This is a genomic window from Tardiphaga sp. 215_C5_N2_1, from assembly GCF_052076055.1.
GTDB classification, from domain to species: domain Bacteria; phylum Pseudomonadota; class Alphaproteobacteria; order Rhizobiales; family Xanthobacteraceae; genus Tardiphaga; species Tardiphaga robiniae.
The window spans coordinates 1,411,645-1,430,046 of the sequence record NZ_CP197240.1 but is presented as its reverse complement, the minus strand read 5'-3'; the positions used below and the strand labels follow the sequence as shown (position 1 = coordinate 1,430,046).

Genomic DNA, 18,402 nt, shown 5'->3' with positions numbered 1-18,402 from the left:
GCAGATGATCTGCCTGAGCAGGCAGGACAAAATGGGTGGTAACGGCTAGACCTCGGTTTGAACCGGCCGCAGTTCTGCCTCGACCAAGGCAGACAATGACGCGGTCGAGTCACCACACGGATACATGTGCTGGTGGGGCGGGGATAGAACAATGCGACGGCTTTTGATTCTGCTGGCAGCGCTGGCAGCGGCGGTACTTTCGACAGCGCCGGCTTTTGCTGCAAAACGCGTGGCGCTGGTCATCGGCAATAACGACTATCGCAATGTGCCGAAACTGCAGAAGGCCGTGAATGACGCCCGCAGCATAGGGGACGCACTGAAGAATCTCGGCTTCAGTGTCATGGTGGCCGAGAACCAGACCCGGCAGGCCTTCAGTCAGTCGTTGCTTGCTTTCGATTCGACGATTGAAAAAGGCGACACGGCCTTTTTCTTTTTTGCAGGGCACGGCTTCGAGATCGCCGGCCAGAACTTCCTGCTGCCGACGGATGTCCCTGCCGCCACGGAAGGGCAGGAAGAGCTGGTGCGCGACTCAGCGATTCTCGCCGACCGGATTGTAACGCGGCTGCAGATGCGCGGCGCGCGGACGTCGATTCTGGTGTTCGACGCCTGTCGCAACAATCCGTTCGAGCGCGCTGGCACCCGCGCTGTGGCCGGCAGCGGTGGCCTCGCCCCGATGACCACGCTCCCGGAAGGCGTGTTTTCGATCTTCTCGGCCGGGCCGCGGCAGACCGCGCTGGATCGTTTGTCGAACAACGACACCGATCCGAATTCGGTTTTCACGCGCGCCTTCATCAAGGAGCTGCAGGAGCCATCGCTGAACCTCGTGCAGGTCGCGCAGCGCACCCGGCGGACCGTCAGCGAGATGGCAGAGACCGTGAAGCACCGTCAGGTGCCGGTGTATTTCGACCAGATGGTCGATGACGTCTTTCTCAATGGTGTGGCGCTCAAGCAGGCCGATGCGCGGCCGCCCGAACCGCTGCAGCAGGTCGCTGCGCTGCCCCCTGTCAACGTTCCGCAACTGCCGCCGGCCAACGATGCGGTGAACGCACCGATCGCCAGCTTCTCGCGCCACAATGGCGGCTGGACCGTGATGTTCTCGATCGCCGATCCGACGCTGGGTATCTCCTGGCGGATGGGCGAGGGAGGTAATTTCCGCGAGACCGGCTTCATGGACACGCTCGATCCGCGCACGCGCAAGCGAATGCCGAATCCGGCGATCCAGCTCGACGCCGATGCAGCGGCGGCGACGATCTATCTGCGTTACGTCGACGCGAACGGCGAGTTGCAGGGCCCGTTTCCGATCCGCTTCGATCCCGAGGCGGCGCTGGTTCGCGACCAGCGCAAGATCCTCGATATGACCGCTGGAAGCTGGCTTGCCTTCGGTGGCTACAACACGCCCCTGATGTATTATACGCATCTGATGTCGTATCGCTGTGCCATTCGCGAGGCCCGCGTCGGGATCGATAGCGCCGTGCCGGACAAGCTGCTGAAATTCCCGCCCTGCGACCTGCGCGACCCCATTGCGACGCCGTCGGATGCCGAGACCTACATCAAAATCCCGGCCTCGACGAAGTTCGTGTCGGTCGAATTGACGTTCCGGGACGGCAGCATCTCCGAAACCAAGAGCTTCCGACGTTCGGGAAATCGATGAGCATGATCGACACCGCCCTGCGAACCACGGCATTTCGACTATCGCAAGCTCGCATTCCTTGATCAAGAAATTCGACTCGCCGGAGGAGTAGCGAATGGCTGCAGGCGCGAACGAGAACTCGCTGACCGCGCGCTGCTGCATCGTTGGCGGTGGCCCTGCCGGAATGATGCTCGGCTATCTGCTCGGCCGCGCCGGCGTCGATACGATCGTTATCGAGAAACACGCCGACTTCTTCCGCGATTTCCGCGGCGACACCGTGCATCCATCGACGCTGCAGGTGATGGACGAGCTTGGCCTGATCGACGACTTCCTGAAGATCAAGCACGATCGTATCCAGAAGATGGATGGCTTCTTCGGAACGCATAAGCTGCGCATTGCGGATATCAGCCGCACCAGCGCGAAGTATCCGTTTATCGCCTTCATGCCGCAGTGGGATTTCCTCAATTTCCTGCGCGACAAAGCGCAGCGCTATCCGCATCTCAAGGTGATGATGAACACCGAGGCGACCGATCTCATCTGGTCGGGCGAGCAAGTGGTCGGCGTCAAGGCCATCACGCAGCAGGGCCCGGTCGAGATCCATGCCGATCTGACAGTGGCCTGCGATGGCCGGCATTCGATCGTGCGGCCGGCGGCGAAGCTGGAGGTCGAAGACATCGGTGCGCCCATGGACATCTTGTGGTTTCGCGTTGCCAAGGGTGCGGAGACCGAGAGCGTGTTCGCGCGGCTCGAGCCCGGCAAGATGATGGTGACCATCGATCGCGGGGACTACTGGCAATGCGCTTATGTGATCGCCAAGGGGCACTATGAGGAGATCAAGGTGCGTGGCCTTGAGGCTTTCCGTGCCGAAACGTCACGTCTGGCGCCGATCCTGAGCGCGCATATCGAAGAGCTGAAGAGCTGGGACGACGTCAAACTACTGACCGTCGCGATCAATCGGCTCAAGCGCTGGACCCGGCCGGGGCTGTTGTGCATCGGCGATGCCGCGCATGCGATGTCCCCGGTTGGCGGCGTCGGTGTGAATATTGCGGTGCAGGACGCCGTCGCGACCGCTAACCTGCTGGCGGCGAAGCTGGTGGAGGGACCGGTGACCGAGGACGACCTCGGCGCGGTGCGTCGCCGCCGCGAATTCCCGATGCGCGCGACACAGGGCATGCAGGTCGTGATGCAAAACAACATCATCAGCCGTGCACTGGCCAAGGGCGGCGAGCCGCTGACGCCGCCGCTGATCATGCGCCTAGTCAGCGCGTTTCCGCCGCTGCAGGGACTGACCGCGCGTTTCCTGGCCATTGGCGTACGACCGGAGCACGTGCAGTCGCCGGAAGCGTAGGAGAGGCTATCCCTGCACCGAGAAGCCGCCGTCGACGGGGATTGCCGTTCCGGTGACGAAGTCCGACGCGCGCGACGACAGGAACACCGCGATGCCCGCGAAATCTCCCGACGCGCCCCAGCGGCCGGCGGGCGTTCGTGCCAGGACTTTGTCATGCAGGCCGTCGATTTCACGGCGCGCATTCTGTGTCAATTCGGTATCGATCCAGCCCGGCAGAACGGCGTTGCACTGAATATTGTGAGGCGCCCATGCGACCGCGCAGGAGCGGGTGAACTGGACGATGCCGCCTTTGCTGGCGGCATAGGCTGGCGCGAAAGACGCGCCGAAGATCGACAGCATCGACCCGATATTGATGATCTTGCCACCGCCCGCGGCCTTCATCGCGGGATGCGCCGCCTGCGAACAGACGAAGGCGCTGGTGAGATTGGTCTTGATCACGCTGTCCCATTCGTCGAGTGCGATCTCGTGCGGCGGCTTGCGGATGTTGATGCCGGCATTGTTGATGAGGATATCGATGCGGCCCAGTTCTTTCAGCACGCGTGCGATCATTCCATCGACAGCGGTCTTGTCGGTCACATCGGCCGCAATGGCGACCGCCCTGGCGCCGCTCTCAGTCAATTCCGCGACGGCATCCTTGGATTTCGTCTGGTTGCGTCCCACCACCGCGATAGCGGCGCCGGCCTGCGCCAGACCCCGCGCCATGCCGAGCCCGATGCCGCCATTGCCGCCAGTGACGATGGCCACTTTGCCGGAGAGATCGAACAGTCCTGCAGTCATGGTGTTGTCCTCATTGCATCAGCCTTGAATTGAAAAGCCGCCATCGACCGTGAGCGCGGCACCGTTGACAAAGTCGGAAGCCCCGCTGGCCAAAAACACGGCCGCGCCCGCAAGATCATCAGGCCTACCCCAGCGCTGCGCCGGTACACGCCCGAGAATGCGATCGTGCAGTTCGGGTCGGATGTCCTTGGCGCGCTTGGTCAGGTCGGTGTCGATCCAGCCGGGGAGAATGGCGTTGGACTGGATGTTGTCCGCAGCCCAGGCAGTCGCCAGCGCGCGGGTGAATTGCAGGATGCCACCTTTGCTAGATGCGTAGTTCGCCGCGCCGCCGGCGCCGAGCGTGGCCAGCACCGAGGCGATATTGATGATCTTCCCGCGGCCTGCGGCTTTCATCGCCGGGTAGACAGCCTGTGCGCAGATGAAGGGCGCGGTCATGTTGACGTCGATGACCTTCTGCCAGTCGGCCAGCGTCATGTCTTCGATCGGCGCGGAGATGCTGATGCCGGCATTGTTGACGAGGATGTCAATGCGGTCGAACGCGTTCAACGTTGCGGATACCATCTGCGCGATCGAGTTCGGGTCGGTAACATCGGTCGTCAGTGCGAGTACCGGATGTCCGGACGTCTCCAGTTCGGCTTTTGCTGAAGCGGCAATATCGCGGTTGCGATCGGCGATCACGAGGGTCGCACCGGCATTCGCCAGCCCACGTGCCATGCCGAGGCCAATTCCGGTGTTGCCGCCGGTGACGATGGCGACCCTGCCGGTGAGATCGAAGAGATTACTGGTCAAAGATGTTCGTCCCGCATTGCGTTGTATCCGACGCGTTCTTGCGTCTGGGACGGATCATCGCAAGACTGGCGGGAAGATGGAAGAGGGCGTCAGCGCCGCGCGAGCGCCAATCCCATCAGTCCGACGCCAAGCGCGGCGAGGGCAGCGCCGTAATAGGCCCACTGCATCTGGCTGATCATGAAACTGGATTTCGGCCAGTTCACGAGCCCGGTGCCCTGGCCGATCCAGAGGGTGCCGATCAGAAAAGCGAGAATGCCGAGAGTGAGGAATGGTGCGCGCATGGGATAGATACAATGAACGGAGCCAAAGGTTTCAAGCGCCAGCTGTGGCGGTGACGAACCAACTGTTTGGTTCATCACCGCAGTTTCATTTCGGCAGGGCGATCAGAAGCGCTCGCCAACCATTTCCTCACTCTTGGCCCATAGCGCCTTGGCGCGTTCGGCATCGAGCGCGTAAGCGCGCACGCCTTCGCTGGCCGGATTGATCAGCCCGTCGACGATCTCCGAGACGTGGCAGTTCTCGCAATAGCGGCCGCCGATCTCGTCCGCGCTGGCGACCACGCCGGCCCACACCGAAGTCGCAGCGCCTTGCGGAATGGTCTTCCATTGAAACAGCGGTTTACCCTCGGCAGCGAGCTCGGCATTGATGCCGTCGAGCATGGCATCGATCGTTGCTTCGCCCATATGGCGGCCGAGTTCTGTCTTGATGCCGCCGGGATGCAGCGCGGTGGCGCGCACGCCACGTGCCCGATGCCGCCGGTCGAACTCGACGGCGAACAGGATGTTGGCGGTCTTCGAGCGGCCATAGCCGATGAACGGTTCGTAGGAGCCTTTGGTGAAGTTGGGATCATCGAGATCGACATCGGCGAAGCGATGGCCGGACGAAGCGACGTTGACCAGTCGCGCGGTGGGCGACAGCAGTGACGCGATACGGTTGACCAATACGAAGTGACCGAGATGGTTCGTGCCGAACTGGGTCTCGAAGCCGTCCGCGGTGAGGCCGAACGGCGGCGCCATCACGCCGGCATTGGCGATCACCAGGTCGAACGGGCGGCCAGCCGCGACCAGTGCGTCGGCGCAGGCCCGGACGCTGGCCAGCGAGCCGAGATCGAGTGCAATCAGTTCGAGGCCACCGCCACCAGTGGCATCGGCGCGCACTTGCGCGGTCGCCGTTTCCGCCTTGGCGAGGTCACGGGCGGCACCGACCACCTGCGCGCCCCGGGCGGCCAGGCTGCGCGCCGTCTCGACGCCGAGCCCGGCTGAGACGCCGGTGACCAGAATGCGCTTGCCGCGGAGGTCGACGCCAGCGAGCACGTCGTCGGTGGTGGAAGTGGCACTGAAAGGTCCTGCCATGATAGCTCCTTGTGTTTGGCACGACGCGCCTCCGAGCTGATCGAGCTTTGTCGAACGGCGCTTTGAGGGTATAAATGGAGGCCGTCTCCGTTTAAATACGGAGGCTCCCTCCGTTTATCAAGAGGTAACCCGTAAAATGGCACAGGAGGCCAAGCCGAAGGCCGTTCGCGGACCAAGGATCGATGCGCAGCGCAATCGTCAGCGGCTGTTGGAAACGGCAAAGGCGACATTCGCCGAAAAGGGCGAGGCGGCCGGTCTTGAGGAGATCGCGCGGCTCGCGGGCGTCGGAATCGGGACGCTATATCGCCACTTCCCCACCCGCGACGCATTGGTCGAGGCGGTCTATCGCAACGAGACACAGCAGCTTGCCGAGGCCGCTGCGGAACTTGCGACCACACATGCCCCGGTGGAGGCCTTGCGCGCCTGGATGCGAATCTTCGTCGATCACATTGCGACGAAGCAACTGATGGCGGGTGTGCTGGGTTCGATTGTTGGCGACTGTTCGGACCTCTATGCCGATGCTGGCACGCAGATCAAAACTGCGATGGCAATGCTGGTCGACCGCGCCGTTGCCAATGGGGACATCCGCCTCGATCTCGATCCGCTCGACATGTTGCGCGCACTGGCCGGCGTGGCCAGTGTCAGCGCAGGTCCGAATTGGGAAGCCAGCGCCAAGCGGCTCGTCGATATCCTGATCGCCGGCGTTCGCACGCCGGGCGGCGAGGGGCAATGACTAAATAGGGAATAAAAGATTGCTCCCGGCACGCGCCCGATGATTTCTGAAGCGTGAGCGCGTCCGAGAAACGAGCTTTTAAACGTCCAGCAATTCCTCGTTGGCGAATTCCGCCTTGTCCGAGATGAACGCAAACCGCGCTTCGGCCTTGGTGCCCATCAGGCGCTCAACGGAGTCAGCAGTGCCGTCGCGGTCTTCCGGCAGCAGCTGCACGCGCAGCAAGGTGCGGCGCGCCGGGTCCATGGTGGTTTCCTTCAGCTGCGCCGGCATCATTTCGCCGAGGCCTTTGAAGCGACCGACATCGACCTTGGCATTGGCGTTGAATTCGCTCTTCAGCAACGCATCCTTATGTGCGTCGTCGCGCGCATAGACGGTCTTGCTGCCATGGGTCAGGCGATAGAGCGGCGGCACTGCGAGATAGAGATGCCCTTCATCGATCATCTTTGGCATCTGCCGGTAGAAGAAGGTGATCAGCAATGACGCGATGTGGGCGCCGTCGACATCGGCGTCGGTCATGATGATGATGCGTGAATAGCGCAGGTCTTCTTCGCGGTAATGCGCGCCGGTGCCGGCGCCGATCGCCTGCATGAGGTCTGATATCTGCGCGTTGGCCGTCAGCTTTTCCTTGGTCGCCGAGGCGACGTTGAGGATCTTGCCGCGCAGCGGCAGGATCGCCTGGGTCTTGCGGTCACGCGCCTGTTTGGCGCTGCCGCCTGCCGAGTCGCCCTCGACGATGAACAGCTCCGAGCCTTCGGTCGCGGTATTGGTGCAGTCGGCGAGCTTGCCGGGCAGGCGCAGCTTCTTCACCGCGGTCTTGCGCGAGGTTTCCTTCTCCGCGCGGCGGCGCAGACGCTCGTCGGCACGCTCCAGCACGAATTCGAGCAGCTTGTTGGCCTGCACCGGATTGCCGGACAGCCAATGGTCGAACGGATCCTTGATGGCCTGTTCGACGATCTTCTGGGCTTCGGCGGTGGCGAGACGATCCTTGGTCTGGCCCTGGAATTCCGGTTCACGCACGAACACCGACAGCATCACGGCGGCGCCGACCATCACGTCTTCCGAAGTGATGGTGCCGGACCGCTTGCCCTGGCCGACGCGCTCGGCGTGGTCCTTCAATCCGCGCAACATGGCGCTGCGCATGCCGGCTTCATGGGTGCCGCCATCGGGCGTCGGCACGGTGTTGGTATAGGACGACATGAAGCCGTCGGCGTCCGCGGTCCAGGCCACAGCCCATTCGCAGGCGCCATGGGCGCCGTTGCGGCCGGATTTGCCGGAGAAGATTTCCGGATGCACCAGCGTATCGGCATGGATCGCCGCGGCGAGATAGTCCTTGAGGCCGCCGGGAAAGTGGAATTCGTCCTCGGTCGGAGTATCCTCAAGGCCCTTGAGCAGTTCCGGATCGCACTTCCAGCGGATCTTCACGCCGCCAAACAGATAGGCCTTGGAGCGCGCCATCTTGAACAGGCGCTGCGGCTTGAAGGCCGCCTTGGCGCCGAAGATGTCGGTATCCGGCTTGAAGCGCACGCGGGTGCCGCGGCGGTTATGAACCTTGCCGAGATCCTCGAGATTGCCCTGCGGAATGCCGCGGGCAAATGTCATCTTGTAGAGCTGCTGGTTGCGCGCGACCTCGACCTCGAGCAGCGAGGAGAGGGCGTTGACCACGGAGACACCGACACCGTGCAGACCGCCCGAGGTCTCGTAGACCTTGGAGTCGAATTTGCCGCCGGCATGCAGCGTGCACATGATGACTTCGAGGGCGGATTTCTTCGGATGTTTCGGATGCGGATCGACCGGGATGCCGCGGCCGTTGTCCGACACCGACAGAAAGCCGTCGGCGGTGAGTTCCACCTCGATGAAGGTCGCATGGCCAGCCAGCGCCTCGTCCATCGAGTTGTCGATCACTTCGGCGAACAGGTGATGCAGCGCCTTTTCATCGGTGCCACCGATATACATGCCCGGGCGACGCCGGACCGGCTCGAGGCCTTCGAGGACCTCGATGTCCGCGGCCGTATAGCCGTCTTCGGCATTGGCGGAGCGGGTGGACGCCTTCGGTACCGCAGCCGATTTTGGCGCGCTGGCGCCACCAAAAAGATCAGCTTTCGCGTTTGATTTCTGTGCCTTGGCCATATGTCTTAAAGTTTTGTCTCGGTTGGCGCCGCGCGAGGCACGGCGAATCGTTGCTGTGACTATGCCACGTTCAGGTTGGCAATGTGGCTGCGACCTCGGGCTCATGCGGCCGTGCCAGAGCGCTCGGTGCGTAGCACAATCACAACGAATAGGGCCATGGCCGCGAGCATGATCAGTGAACCGATGATCGGAATGGCCATATAGGCGTGGTTGGCGAGCAGGGTGATGCCGATGCCGACAGGGAACATGATGCCGCCGACGATGTGCATCGTGCCCTGGACCTTGGCCAGTAGCGAGCGTCCGGCCAGGGGAATCAGGCGGTAATACAACCCGAACAGGAACAGCAGCACGCCGCCGACGAGGTTGAGATGCGCATGCGCGGGGCTCAGCAGGAAGTCCTGGCGTATGCCCATCACGATGCCGGCGACCATGCCGATCAGCAATACCAGCGCACTCACGCACATCATCAGCGATCCGATCATCTTCAGTCCTTTGCGTTCTTGATTTTTGACAGCCGGGCGGGAAGTCAGCCCAACGGCGGTACAGAGTTGCCATTGGGTAAGCCGGTCTCTGACCTTGGACGCAGAGGCCTGGAAAAGGTTCAAATTTACCGGTGGGCGCCCGCACCGCGGCTATCGGCCCTCAGATGTTGTGACTTGATGTGATCGGCGCCGCCGGATTACCTGTCGCGGGCGTTTGAAGGTTAAAGCGGTTCGCGGCCAATCCGGCCGGGCCAGAGCCGTAAAGGGACACTCTCCATATGGAAGGCTGGATGCACGGGCTGATCGAATTCGTGCGCCAGAACCAGGTCTGGGCGGCGCCGATCGTCCTGCTACTGGCCTTCGGGGAATCGCTCGCTTTCATCTCCCTGCTGCTGCCGGCCTGGGGCGCGCTGGTGGCCATCGGCGCACTTGTCGGCGCGAGCGGGATCAGCTTCTGGCCGGTGTTGATTGCCGGCGCTCTCGGCGCGGCGCTCGGCGACTGGCTCTCCTATTGGTTCGGCTTCAAGTACAAGGACCAGGTCGCCCAGATATGGCCGCTGTCCAAATTCCCTGAGTTGCTTCCGCGCGGCGAAGCCTTCGTCCAGAAATGGGGCGTGCCCAGCATTTATATTGGCCGCTTCTTCGGCCCATTGCGGGCCTCGGTGCCGCTGGCTGCCGGCATTTTCGAAATGCCGTATTGGCGTTTCCAAGTTGCCAACTTCACCTCGGCCTTTATCTGGGCGGGCGTCCTGCTGCTGTTCGGCGACGGCCTGTCCGTCGCTATCGAATGGCTCTGGAAGCTGAAGTAGTCCGGCGGGGAATAACCGCCGTGTCCGGGTGTTGAACGGGCTGACATGTCGCGGTGTCTGCATGCCGCGACAACTCGCAGAAGTCATCGAACGCTGGTAGATAGTTCCGCCAGCCCCGCCTCTCACTGCTTCACCCAGGAGAACATCATGGACCTGTCACGTCGTCACGCCCTTGCCGGAGCCGCCGCGCTCGCCGTATCTCCATTGCTCACCGCAGGCTCTGCCAAAGCCTCTGCTCCGCCGGCCGACAAGCAGGCGCCGAGCTTCTATCGCTACAAGGTCGGCGATGCGCAGGTGAACGCGATCTCCGACGGCGCCAACACCTTTCCGCTGGCCGACACCTTCGTGCTCAACGCCAAGAAGGATGAGGTCAACGCCGCGCTCGACAAGGCCTTCCTGCCGAAGGACAAGATGACCATTCACTTTGCGCCGCTGGTCATCAACACTGGCGGCAAGCTGGTGGTGATTGATACGGGCAACGGCCCCGGAGCCCTCGCGGCGACCAAGGGCAATGTCGGCCAGTTCGCCAACAACATGGCCGCCGCTGGTATCGACGCCAAGAACGTCGACATGGTCGTGATCTCGCATTTCCACGGCGATCACGTGAACGGGCTTCTGGCCGCCGATGGCACGCCGGCTTTTCCGAATGCCGAAGTCCTCGTCCCGGCCGCGGAGTGGAAGTACTGGAACGACGATGGCGAGATGGCCAAGGCCGCCAATGACCGCATGAAGGGTCTGTTCGCCAGCAACCGCAAGCTCTTCAACGATGGGCTGAAGAAGAAGGTCACGCCCTATGAATGGGGCAAGGACGTCGCGCCAGGCCTGCTCGCCGTGGATTCGGTCGGCCATACGCCTGGCCACACCTCGTTCGTGCTGTCGTCCGGCAGCGACAAGCTGTTCATTCAGTCCGACGTCACCAACCATCCGTCGCTGTTCGTCACCAATCCCGGCTGGCATCTGATGTTCGACCAGGACCCGGCGCAGGCGGAAACCACGCGCCGCAAGGTCTATGACATGCTGGTGGCCGAGAAGATGCGTGTGCAGGGCTTCCACTATCCATTCCCGGCCAACGGTTTCGTCGAGAAGGATGGCAACGGTTATCGGCTGGTGCCGGCCCCATGGAGCCCGGTGATCTAAACGAAGCCTGGCAAATTTCCCGGCCTGCGCTGCAGTGCAGGCCGGCTGGCCTCGTAAACACCCATCGCCTCCGTCGGTGCGTCGTGCCAGTCTCTGCGCCGGAGTCGCGCCAACAGCGACCATGCAAAGCAAGGGGAGAAGACTTCATGGATCTGTCACGACGACACGCACTGGCGGGTGCCGCCGCGCTCGCAGCGACGCCACTGCTTTCATCGGCCCCGGCAAAGGCATCCGCACCGCCGGCCGACAAGCAGGCGCCGAGTTTCTATCGCTACAAGGTCGGCGATATCCAGGTGAACGCCATTTCCGATGGTGCGGCGACGTTTCCGCTGGCCGATACCTATATTTCCAACGCCAAACGCGATGATATCAATGCAGTGCTCGCCAGGGCATTTCTGCCGAAAGATCAGATCACCAACTTCTATGCGCCGTTGGTGATCAACACCGGCGGCAAGCTGGTGGTGATCGACACCGGCAACGGGCCCGGCGCCTTTGCGGCAACCAAGGGCAATGTCGGGCAGTTCACCACCAACATGATGGCGGCGGGGATCGATCCAAAGATGATCGACATGGTCGTGATCTCGCACTTCCATGGCGATCATGTGAACGGCCTGCTGACGGCGGACGGCGTGCTGGCGTTTCCCAATGCCGAAGTGCTGGTGCCGGCAGTAGAGTGGAAGTTCTGGATGGACGACGGCGAGATGAGCCGTGCCACCGGCGATCGCATGACCGGTCTGTTCAAGAACAATCGGCGGGTGTTCGAGGCCGGGTTGAAGAAGAAGGTTACGCCCTATGAATGGGGCAAGGACGTCGCGCCCGGGCTGCTGGCTGTCGCCTCGATTGGGCACACGCCGGGCCACACGTCCTATGTGCTGTCGTCCGGATCGGACAAGGTCTTCATCCAGTCGGACGTCACCAACCTTCCGGCGCTATTCGCCGCCAATCCCGGCTGGCACGTGAATTTCGACCAGGATCCGGTGCAGGCCGAAACCACCCGCCGCAAGGTCTATGACATGCTGGTCGCCGACAGGATGCGGGTGCAAGGCTTCCACTATCCGTTCCCGGCCAACGGTTTCGTCGAGAAGGATGGCAACGGCTACCGCGTCGTGCCGGCACCGTGGAGCCCAGTTCTCTGAGGTCCGCGCTCTGGTGATCTTGACGGATCGCGGGCGCGGCCCTATGACCGCGCCCATGATCAACCTTGCGACCAGCATCATCGCCCGCCGCCGCCGCATTCTCGCGGCAGGTGGAGATATGCGCGCATAAGCGTTTCGATCTCTCACTGCCGCCGGATATGGTCCGCGGCAGTCTTTCTCCCAAACAGCAGCGCGACCCATCCGGCGGCCTTCACTCAGGAAGGAGCCCGTCATGTATACGCCGCCCAAATTTCAGACCGACCGGACCGACGCACTTGCGTTTGCGAACGCGCGCGGCTTCGGCACGGTCTGCGCCTTCGATGGCAGGAAGCCGATCGCCTCCGCGGTGCCTTTCTGCCTCGACTACGGCAATGACGGCACGCCGCGTCTGGCCTTTCACCTTGCGCGACAAAATCCGCTGCTCAAGCTTGCAGACGGCGTGACGCCATGGGCCATGGCCATCCTGGGCGCTGATGCCTATGTGTCGGCCGACTGGTACGTATCGCCCGATCAGGTGCCGACCTGGCTCTATCAGGCGGTCCATCTCACCGGACCGGTGCGCATCCTGTCGGGTGGTGAACTGGGCCCGCATCTTGACGCGCTGAGCGCAAGGTTCGAAACACGGCTGGCGCCGAAGAAGCCTTGGACCTCCGATAAGATGGCGGCGGGGCGGCTTGAGGCGATGAAGAAGGCGATCGTCGGTGTGGTGATGACAGTGGACGAGGTGGAGGGTAGCTCCAAGCTCAACCAGCACAAGTCAGATGCCGATCATCTGGCTGTCATGAGCGCACTGGCGCTGCGGCCGGAGCCTGCCGCGTTCGAGATTTCAAATGCGATGCGCAAATTGCGGCCGCATTTGTTTGCGGAAGAGACGACACAATTGACTGCTATGGCTGAGGCCGAAGGATTTATGGGATGAGCACGAAGAAGAAAATCGGCATTCTCGGTGCGTCCGGCTACACCGGAGCCGAACTGGTGCGGCTGCTGCTGCGCCATCCCAAGGTCGAGCTCGTGCTGCTGACGGCCGACCGGCGCGCCGGGCAGGCGATGGGCGATGTGTTCCCGCAATTCGCACCCTATGAACTGCCGACGCTCGTAAGCATCGACTCCGTCGACTGGACGACCATTGGCCTCGATCTGGTGTTCTGCGCGCTGCCGCATGCGACCACGCAGAAGGTGCTGCAGGATTTGCTGGCCAGGGCGCCGGAGACCAAGGTGGTGGATCTGTCGGCCGACTTCCGGCTCGAGGACGCAGCCGCCTATGCGAAGTGGTATGGCCACGAACATCATGCGCTGGAGCTGCAGAAGGAAGCCGTCTACGGCCTCGTCGAGATCTATCGGCGCGACATCAAGAAGGCGCGGCTGATCGCCAATCCCGGCTGCTACACGTCGTGTGCGATCCTGCCGCTGGTGCCGTTGTTGAAGGCGCGCGCCATCGAGACCGACGAGATCGTGATCGATGCCAAGTCCGGCATGACGGGAGCAGGGCGTTCCGCCAAGGAAGAGATGCTGTTCTCGGAAGTGTCCGAAGGCTTCAACGCCTATGGCGTCGGCCATCACCGGCACATGGCGGAGCTCGATCAGGAGTTCTCCAAAGCTGCCGGCAAGGAGGTTGTCGTCAGCTTCACGCCGCATCTCTTGCCGCAGAACCGGGGTATCCTCTCGACCATCTATGTGCGGGGCCGGCGCGGCAAGACGGCGCAGGATCTCCACGAGGTGCTGGTTAAACAGTATGAGAAGGAGCCGTTCGTGCACATCCTGCCATTCGGCAAGACGCCGCATTCGCGGCATGTGCGCGGCTCCAACATGACCTTCATCGGCGTTGCCGCTGACCGTATCCCGGGCCGCGCCATCATCGTCTCGACGCTCGACAACCTCACTAAAGGCGCATCGGGGCAGGCGGTGCAGAACATGAATCTGGTGCTTGGCTTTGCCGAGACGCTGGGCATCGATCAGCCCGCGATGTTCCCGTAAAGGAATGCGTTTGCAGCCCGGATGGAGCGAAGCTAAATCCGGGCTGCAAAACGTCGGCTCTCACAGATCGCGCATCATGACGATCGACGTCTGCAGAAAGCCCTGGCGCTTGAAGAAGGCGTGAGCGCGGTGGTTGTCCACGCCGCTCTCCAGAAAGAAGCGTTGCGCGCCTTCCGCGCGGCATTGTTCGGCAAGCCAATCAAACAATGCGTTGCCTAATCCCCGGCCCTGTACCGACGGGGAAAACACAACATCATGCAAGGTCGCAAAGGGGCTTGCCGGATTTGTTCGTGTGATTTCCACCAGGGCGAAGCCGACGATCGTTGCATCGATCATGATCGTGGCCACGCGCCTTTCCTCTGCGTTTTCGGGCGATTCTGACAACATGGATGCAACGTATTGTCTAGTCCGAGCCGCCCGGTTGTCGGCCCAGCGGCCCAGATTGTCCGCGATGCCGTATTGCAGTTCGGCATGCGAGATATAGGCCGGGTCATCGATCGCCAGCAGCATCGCACTGATCGTTTCGGCCAGGTCGGGTTCGCGGCCCCAGCCGATTTGAAAAGACTGGGGCGCGTCTGGTTCGGAAGGCATTTGAAACTCGACGGGTTGGGGCTCAGATCTCGACGCCGAATACATCTCTCGCAAGCCTTTGGTGGCTGCGGCTAACACAAGATTGAGCGCCATCGGGTCAACAACGAAAACGGCCCGAACTTGCGTTCGGGCCGTTCATATTTGATCTGAAGTCAGACGCTTACGCGGCAGCCGACTTGGCGGTCGGGACTTCCGAGATGGTCTTCAGGATCTGCGAAGCGATCTGGTAGGGGTCGCCCTGGGAGTTCGGGCGACGGTCTTCCAGATAGCCCTTGTACTCGTTCTTGACGAAGGAGTGCGGGACGCGGATCGAGGCGCCGCGGTCCGCGATGCCGTAGCTGAACTTGTTCCACGGAGCCGTTTCGTGCTTGCCGGTCAGACGCTTGTCGTTGTCCGGGCCGTAGACGTTGATGTGGTCCATCAGGTTCTTGTCGAACTGGGCCATCAGGGCTTCGAAGTAAGCCTTGCCGCCGACCGTACGCATGTATTCGGTCGAGAAGTTGGCGTGCATGCCCGAGCCGTTCCAGTCGGTGTCGCCGAGCGGCTTGCAGTGGAATTCGATGTCGATGCCGTACTTCTCCGTCAGACGGAGCAGCAGGTAACGCGCGATCCACATTTCGTCAGCGGCCTTCTTGGAGCCCTTGCCGAAGATCTGGAATTCCCACTGGCCCTTCGCCACTTCGGCGTTGATGCCTTCGTGGTTGATGCCGGCTTCGAGGCAGAGGTCGAGATGTTCTTCGACGATCTCGCGGGCAATTGAGCCGACGTTTTTGAAGCCGACGCCGGTGTAGTAGGGGCCCTGCGGCGCGGGATAGCCATCCTCGGGGAAACCGAGCGGACGGCCGTTCTCGTAGAAGAAGTATTCCTGTTCGAAACCGAACCAGGCGCCGGCATCGTCGAGAATGGTGGCGCGCTTGTTGGTCGAGTGCGGGGTGACGCCATCCGGCATCATGACTTCGCACATCACCAGGGCGCCGTTCTCACGGGCCGCATCCGGATAGATCGCAACCGGCTTCAGCACGCAATCGGAGCTGTGGCCTTCGGCCTGCATGGTCGACGAACCGTCGAAGCCCCACAGCGGGAGCTGTTCGAGGGTCGGGAAATCTTCGAATTCCTTGATCTGCGTCTTGCCACGCAGGTTCGGAACCGGCGTGTAACCGTCGAGCCAAATATACTCGAGCTTATACTTTGTCATGCGGGTCTCTCATGAGTTGGCGATGCGTAGGGCGTGAGCCCTGAGCTTGCCGGCGGGCGGACGCAAAATCCGCCCCCAGCGGCGCTGCATATAAAGCACGTAGTATGCCAACTTGTCGCGGCGCAACGCTTTTGTGACGAAAACTGCGGCGCGTCCCCAACGGGGCTGTCATTCGGTGTCTGGAGAGGGCATCGGAGGCCGGGAATCGGTCCGAATTCGTGGAATTTTCAGAGAATTCGGCTGCGCACGAAAATACCGGCTGCCCAATTCCCTTGCAGGCTATTTTTGACCGGAACTTTTCTGCCTTTCAGACGCTCAAATGAGAGGTCAGACGCTGCGTATGCGGCTTTAAAACCTGCGCGCCCAAAGCGCATGTCCATCGAGTGCGCATATTGTAGCCATTTGGATGCTTCTTACGAGGCAGTCGGCACAAAAGAAGGGCGCCTCTGTTACAATGATGATCCGAAAGGAAAAAACAGATCAGAGGAAGGAATAGAAGCGATGCCGACGTCTCAAACGCATCACCCCCATACCGCTAAAATCTACCAATTCCCGGTTGGCGGCCGTGCGTCGGTCGGACCGCGGGGACGGCCCAGCAAGCCGCTGGACCTGCGTGCCTCGACCGTAAAAACCGTGGCCGACTATGACAGCTGGTACCACGAGGCTGCCATCCAGGAAGCCAACCGGACCTACGAACATTGACGGTGCTTGGCCGGACGCAAGGTTCACCGCCCCGGGCGCGGTTTATCGACGACGATCAAGGGCTGAAACAGCGATGTTTCAGCCCTTTTTCATGACTGGAAACCGGGTTGGCGTCAGACGCCGAAGATCGACCAGCCGAGCCGCTTCGTGAGCGCTTCGAGCGCAATGCGGCCGAGATGCGAATTGCCGTGCTTGTCGAGACCCGGCGCCCAGACTGCGATCGAGGCCTTTCCGGGGGCGACTGCGATAATGCCCCCGCCAACGCCGCTCTTGCCTGGCAGGCCGACGCGATAGGCGAACTCACCCGAACCGTCATAATGGCCGCACATCAGCATCAGCGCGTTGATACGGCGCGCCCGCTCCGACGACACCACCGAGAGCCCGGTCGATGGATTGCGGCCCGAATAAGCGAGGTAGCGCGTCGCCATGGCCAACTGCCGACACGACATCGCGATCGCGCAGTGGTGGAAATAGACGCCGAGCGTGAAGTCGACGGGATTTTCGACCACGCCGAACGACTTCATATAGTTCGCCAGCGCGGTGTTGCGAAAGCCGGTGCGTTTCTCGGACGCGGCGACCGTCTCATCGATCACGATAGAGCTGTCGCCGGACAGAAACTGCATGAAACGCAGGATTTCGCCGATCGCTTCGCGCGGCTGATGGCCGGACAGGATGACATCGGTGACGGCGATGGCGCCGGCATTGATGAAGGGATTGCGCGGCACGCCGCGCTCACGTTCGAGCTGGACGATGGAGTTGAACGGATTGCCCGAGGGCTCGCGGCCGACATGTTTCCACAGCCGGTCGCCGACCATGCCGAGCGCCAGCGTCAGCGTGAAGACTTTCGAGATGCTCTGGATCGAGAACGGCACATCGGCATCGCCGGCTGCTGCGACGTGGCCGTCGGCATCGATGACCACAAGACCGAACTGGTTGGGATCGACGCCCGCCAGTTCCGGAATATAGCTCGCGACGTCGCCGCGGTCCGTTCGCTGCGCCATCTCGTCGGCAATTTCCTTGACGACGAGATCGAGACTTGGGGCAGCGTGGTTCATTGCAGATCAATCTGGCGAGAAGAAGTGTTAGTACGGAATCCGCAGGATCGCGATGGCGAGGACCGCCTGGGCGATGAAGCCGACCACGAAGGCCAGCGTGCGGAAAATCGGCAGGCCGAGTGTGTAGACGATCAGATGCACCACGCGCGACCAAAAATAGACCGCGCAGGCCAGAACAGTAGTCGGGGTCGAAACGTCCGCAGCATTCAGGATCAGCACCAGCGGCGCGAAGATGATGAGATTCTCGACGGCATTGTCATGGGCGAACATCATCCGGTTGGCCCATTCGGCCTGCGGCCTGTCGGTGCGCGTCGGGTTGGCCATGACGCCGGTGACACCGCGGACCATGATGCGGTTCAGCATATAAGGCACCCAGAGCAGGCCTGTGAGAATCACGGTCAGCGTCAGCCAGAACAATTCGCGCGTCATCCGGGTATCCTTTCAGTCGAAATTCCCGCGGAAAACGCGGAGATGGTCATGCAAAACACACGCGCCGCAAGCGGATGCGACGCGTCCTAGCTGAAATCATAGACGTTTGCTGTGACGACGCCAAGCAAGCGCGGAG

General features: G+C 62.0%; 19 protein-coding genes. 9 read left to right on the top strand and 10 right to left on the bottom strand.

What is annotated here, in order from left to right:
• Positions 1–151: 151 nt before the first annotated feature.
• A complete protein-coding gene (locus tag AB7828_RS06750) occupies positions 152–1,651 on the top strand; it encodes a caspase family protein (protein WP_441229753.1) in 1,500 nt (499 codons plus the stop codon).
• A 94-nt stretch (positions 1,652–1,745) separates the two neighbouring features.
• Entirely contained in the window at positions 1,746–2,978 is a 1,233-nt protein-coding gene (locus AB7828_RS06745) for an FAD-dependent oxidoreductase (RefSeq protein ID WP_441229752.1), read from the top strand.
• 6 nt (positions 2,979–2,984) lie between these two features.
• Here AB7828_RS06745 and AB7828_RS06740 read toward each other — a convergent pair whose 3' ends face one another.
• The 4 genes from AB7828_RS06740 to AB7828_RS06725 form a co-directional block, all read right to left on the bottom strand.
• Positions 2,985–3,755 carry an SDR family NAD(P)-dependent oxidoreductase gene (locus tag AB7828_RS06740; protein WP_231080603.1) on the bottom strand — a complete coding sequence of 257 codons (771 nt, stop codon included), beginning with the start codon at positions 3,753–3,755 and terminating at the stop codon, positions 2,985–2,987.
• A gap of 18 nt (positions 3,756–3,773) precedes the next feature.
• Entirely contained in the window at positions 3,774–4,544 is a 771-nt protein-coding gene (locus tag AB7828_RS06735; RefSeq protein WP_441229751.1) for an SDR family NAD(P)-dependent oxidoreductase, read from the bottom strand.
• 89 nt (positions 4,545–4,633) lie between these two features.
• Positions 4,634–4,900 carry a hypothetical protein gene (locus AB7828_RS06730; RefSeq protein WP_441229750.1) on the bottom strand — a complete coding sequence of 89 codons (267 nt, stop codon included), beginning with the start codon at positions 4,898–4,900 and terminating at the stop codon, positions 4,634–4,636.
• 27 nt (positions 4,901–4,927) lie between these two features.
• A complete protein-coding gene (locus tag AB7828_RS06725) occupies positions 4,928–5,896 on the bottom strand; it encodes an SDR family NAD(P)-dependent oxidoreductase (RefSeq protein ID WP_441229749.1) in 969 nt (322 codons plus the stop codon).
• 136 nt (positions 5,897–6,032) lie between these two features.
• Between AB7828_RS06725 and AB7828_RS06720 the strand changes: the two genes are divergently transcribed.
• Positions 6,033–6,629, top strand: a complete 597-nt coding sequence (locus tag AB7828_RS06720; protein ID WP_089264157.1) for a TetR/AcrR family transcriptional regulator — start codon at positions 6,033–6,035, stop codon at positions 6,627–6,629.
• A gap of 78 nt (positions 6,630–6,707) precedes the next feature.
• Here the strand turns inward: AB7828_RS06720 and parE are convergent, their stop codons facing one another.
• Together parE and AB7828_RS06710 are read right to left on the bottom strand one after the other, a co-directional pair.
• Positions 6,708–8,756, bottom strand: coding sequence for a DNA topoisomerase IV subunit B (parE, locus tag AB7828_RS06715; RefSeq protein ID WP_441229748.1), 2,049 nt, complete (start codon positions 8,754–8,756; stop codon positions 6,708–6,710).
• A gap of 101 nt (positions 8,757–8,857) precedes the next feature.
• Complete coding sequence (locus AB7828_RS06710) at positions 8,858–9,238, bottom strand: hypothetical protein (RefSeq protein ID WP_175368921.1); 381 nt, start codon at positions 9,236–9,238, stop codon at positions 8,858–8,860.
• Positions 9,239–9,516: 278 nt separating this feature from the next.
• Between AB7828_RS06710 and AB7828_RS06705 the strand changes: the two genes are divergently transcribed.
• The 5 genes from AB7828_RS06705 (at position 9,517) to argC (ending at position 14,294) form a co-directional block, all read left to right on the top strand.
• On the top strand, positions 9,517–10,047 hold the full coding sequence (locus AB7828_RS06705) for a DedA family protein (RefSeq protein WP_089264160.1): 531 nt from the start codon (positions 9,517–9,519) through the stop codon (positions 10,045–10,047).
• 147 nt (positions 10,048–10,194) lie between these two features.
• Entirely contained in the window at positions 10,195–11,184 is a 990-nt protein-coding gene (locus AB7828_RS06700; protein ID WP_441229747.1) for an MBL fold metallo-hydrolase, read from the top strand.
• Positions 11,185–11,330: 146 nt separating this feature from the next.
• Entirely contained in the window at positions 11,331–12,320 is a 990-nt protein-coding gene (locus AB7828_RS06695) for an MBL fold metallo-hydrolase (protein WP_089264162.1), read from the top strand.
• A gap of 232 nt (positions 12,321–12,552) precedes the next feature.
• Positions 12,553–13,239, top strand: a complete 687-nt coding sequence (locus tag AB7828_RS06690; RefSeq protein ID WP_441229746.1) for an FMN-binding negative transcriptional regulator — start codon at positions 12,553–12,555, stop codon at positions 13,237–13,239.
• The gene (argC, locus tag AB7828_RS06685; protein ID WP_441229745.1) at positions 13,236–14,294 is read left to right on the top strand and encodes an N-acetyl-gamma-glutamyl-phosphate reductase; all 1,059 of its coding nucleotides are present in this window, start codon (positions 13,236–13,238) and stop codon (positions 14,292–14,294) included. The genes AB7828_RS06690 and argC overlap by 4 nt, the downstream gene beginning before the upstream one ends.
• 60 nt (positions 14,295–14,354) lie before the next feature.
• Here argC and AB7828_RS06680 read toward each other — a convergent pair whose 3' ends face one another.
• Complete coding sequence (locus AB7828_RS06680; RefSeq protein ID WP_441229744.1) at positions 14,355–14,978, bottom strand: N-acetyltransferase family protein; 624 nt, start codon at positions 14,976–14,978, stop codon at positions 14,355–14,357.
• A gap of 67 nt (positions 14,979–15,045) precedes the next feature.
• Complete coding sequence (locus tag AB7828_RS06675; RefSeq protein ID WP_089264165.1) at positions 15,046–16,080, bottom strand: glutamine synthetase beta-grasp domain-containing protein; 1,035 nt, start codon at positions 16,078–16,080, stop codon at positions 15,046–15,048.
• Positions 16,081–16,581: 501 nt separating this feature from the next.
• Between AB7828_RS06675 and AB7828_RS06670 the strand changes: the two genes are divergently transcribed.
• Entirely contained in the window at positions 16,582–16,782 is a 201-nt protein-coding gene (locus tag AB7828_RS06670) for a DUF2735 domain-containing protein (protein ID WP_441229743.1), read from the top strand.
• A 113-nt stretch (positions 16,783–16,895) separates the two neighbouring features.
• Here AB7828_RS06670 and AB7828_RS06665 read toward each other — a convergent pair whose 3' ends face one another.
• Both AB7828_RS06665 and AB7828_RS06660 read right to left on the bottom strand, forming a co-directional pair.
• Complete coding sequence (locus AB7828_RS06665) at positions 16,896–17,837, bottom strand: glutaminase (protein WP_175368928.1); 942 nt, start codon at positions 17,835–17,837, stop codon at positions 16,896–16,898.
• A gap of 27 nt (positions 17,838–17,864) precedes the next feature.
• Positions 17,865–18,266, bottom strand: a complete 402-nt coding sequence (locus AB7828_RS06660; RefSeq protein WP_089264168.1) for an MAPEG family protein — start codon at positions 18,264–18,266, stop codon at positions 17,865–17,867.
• Between the last annotated feature and the right edge of the window lie 136 nt (positions 18,267–18,402).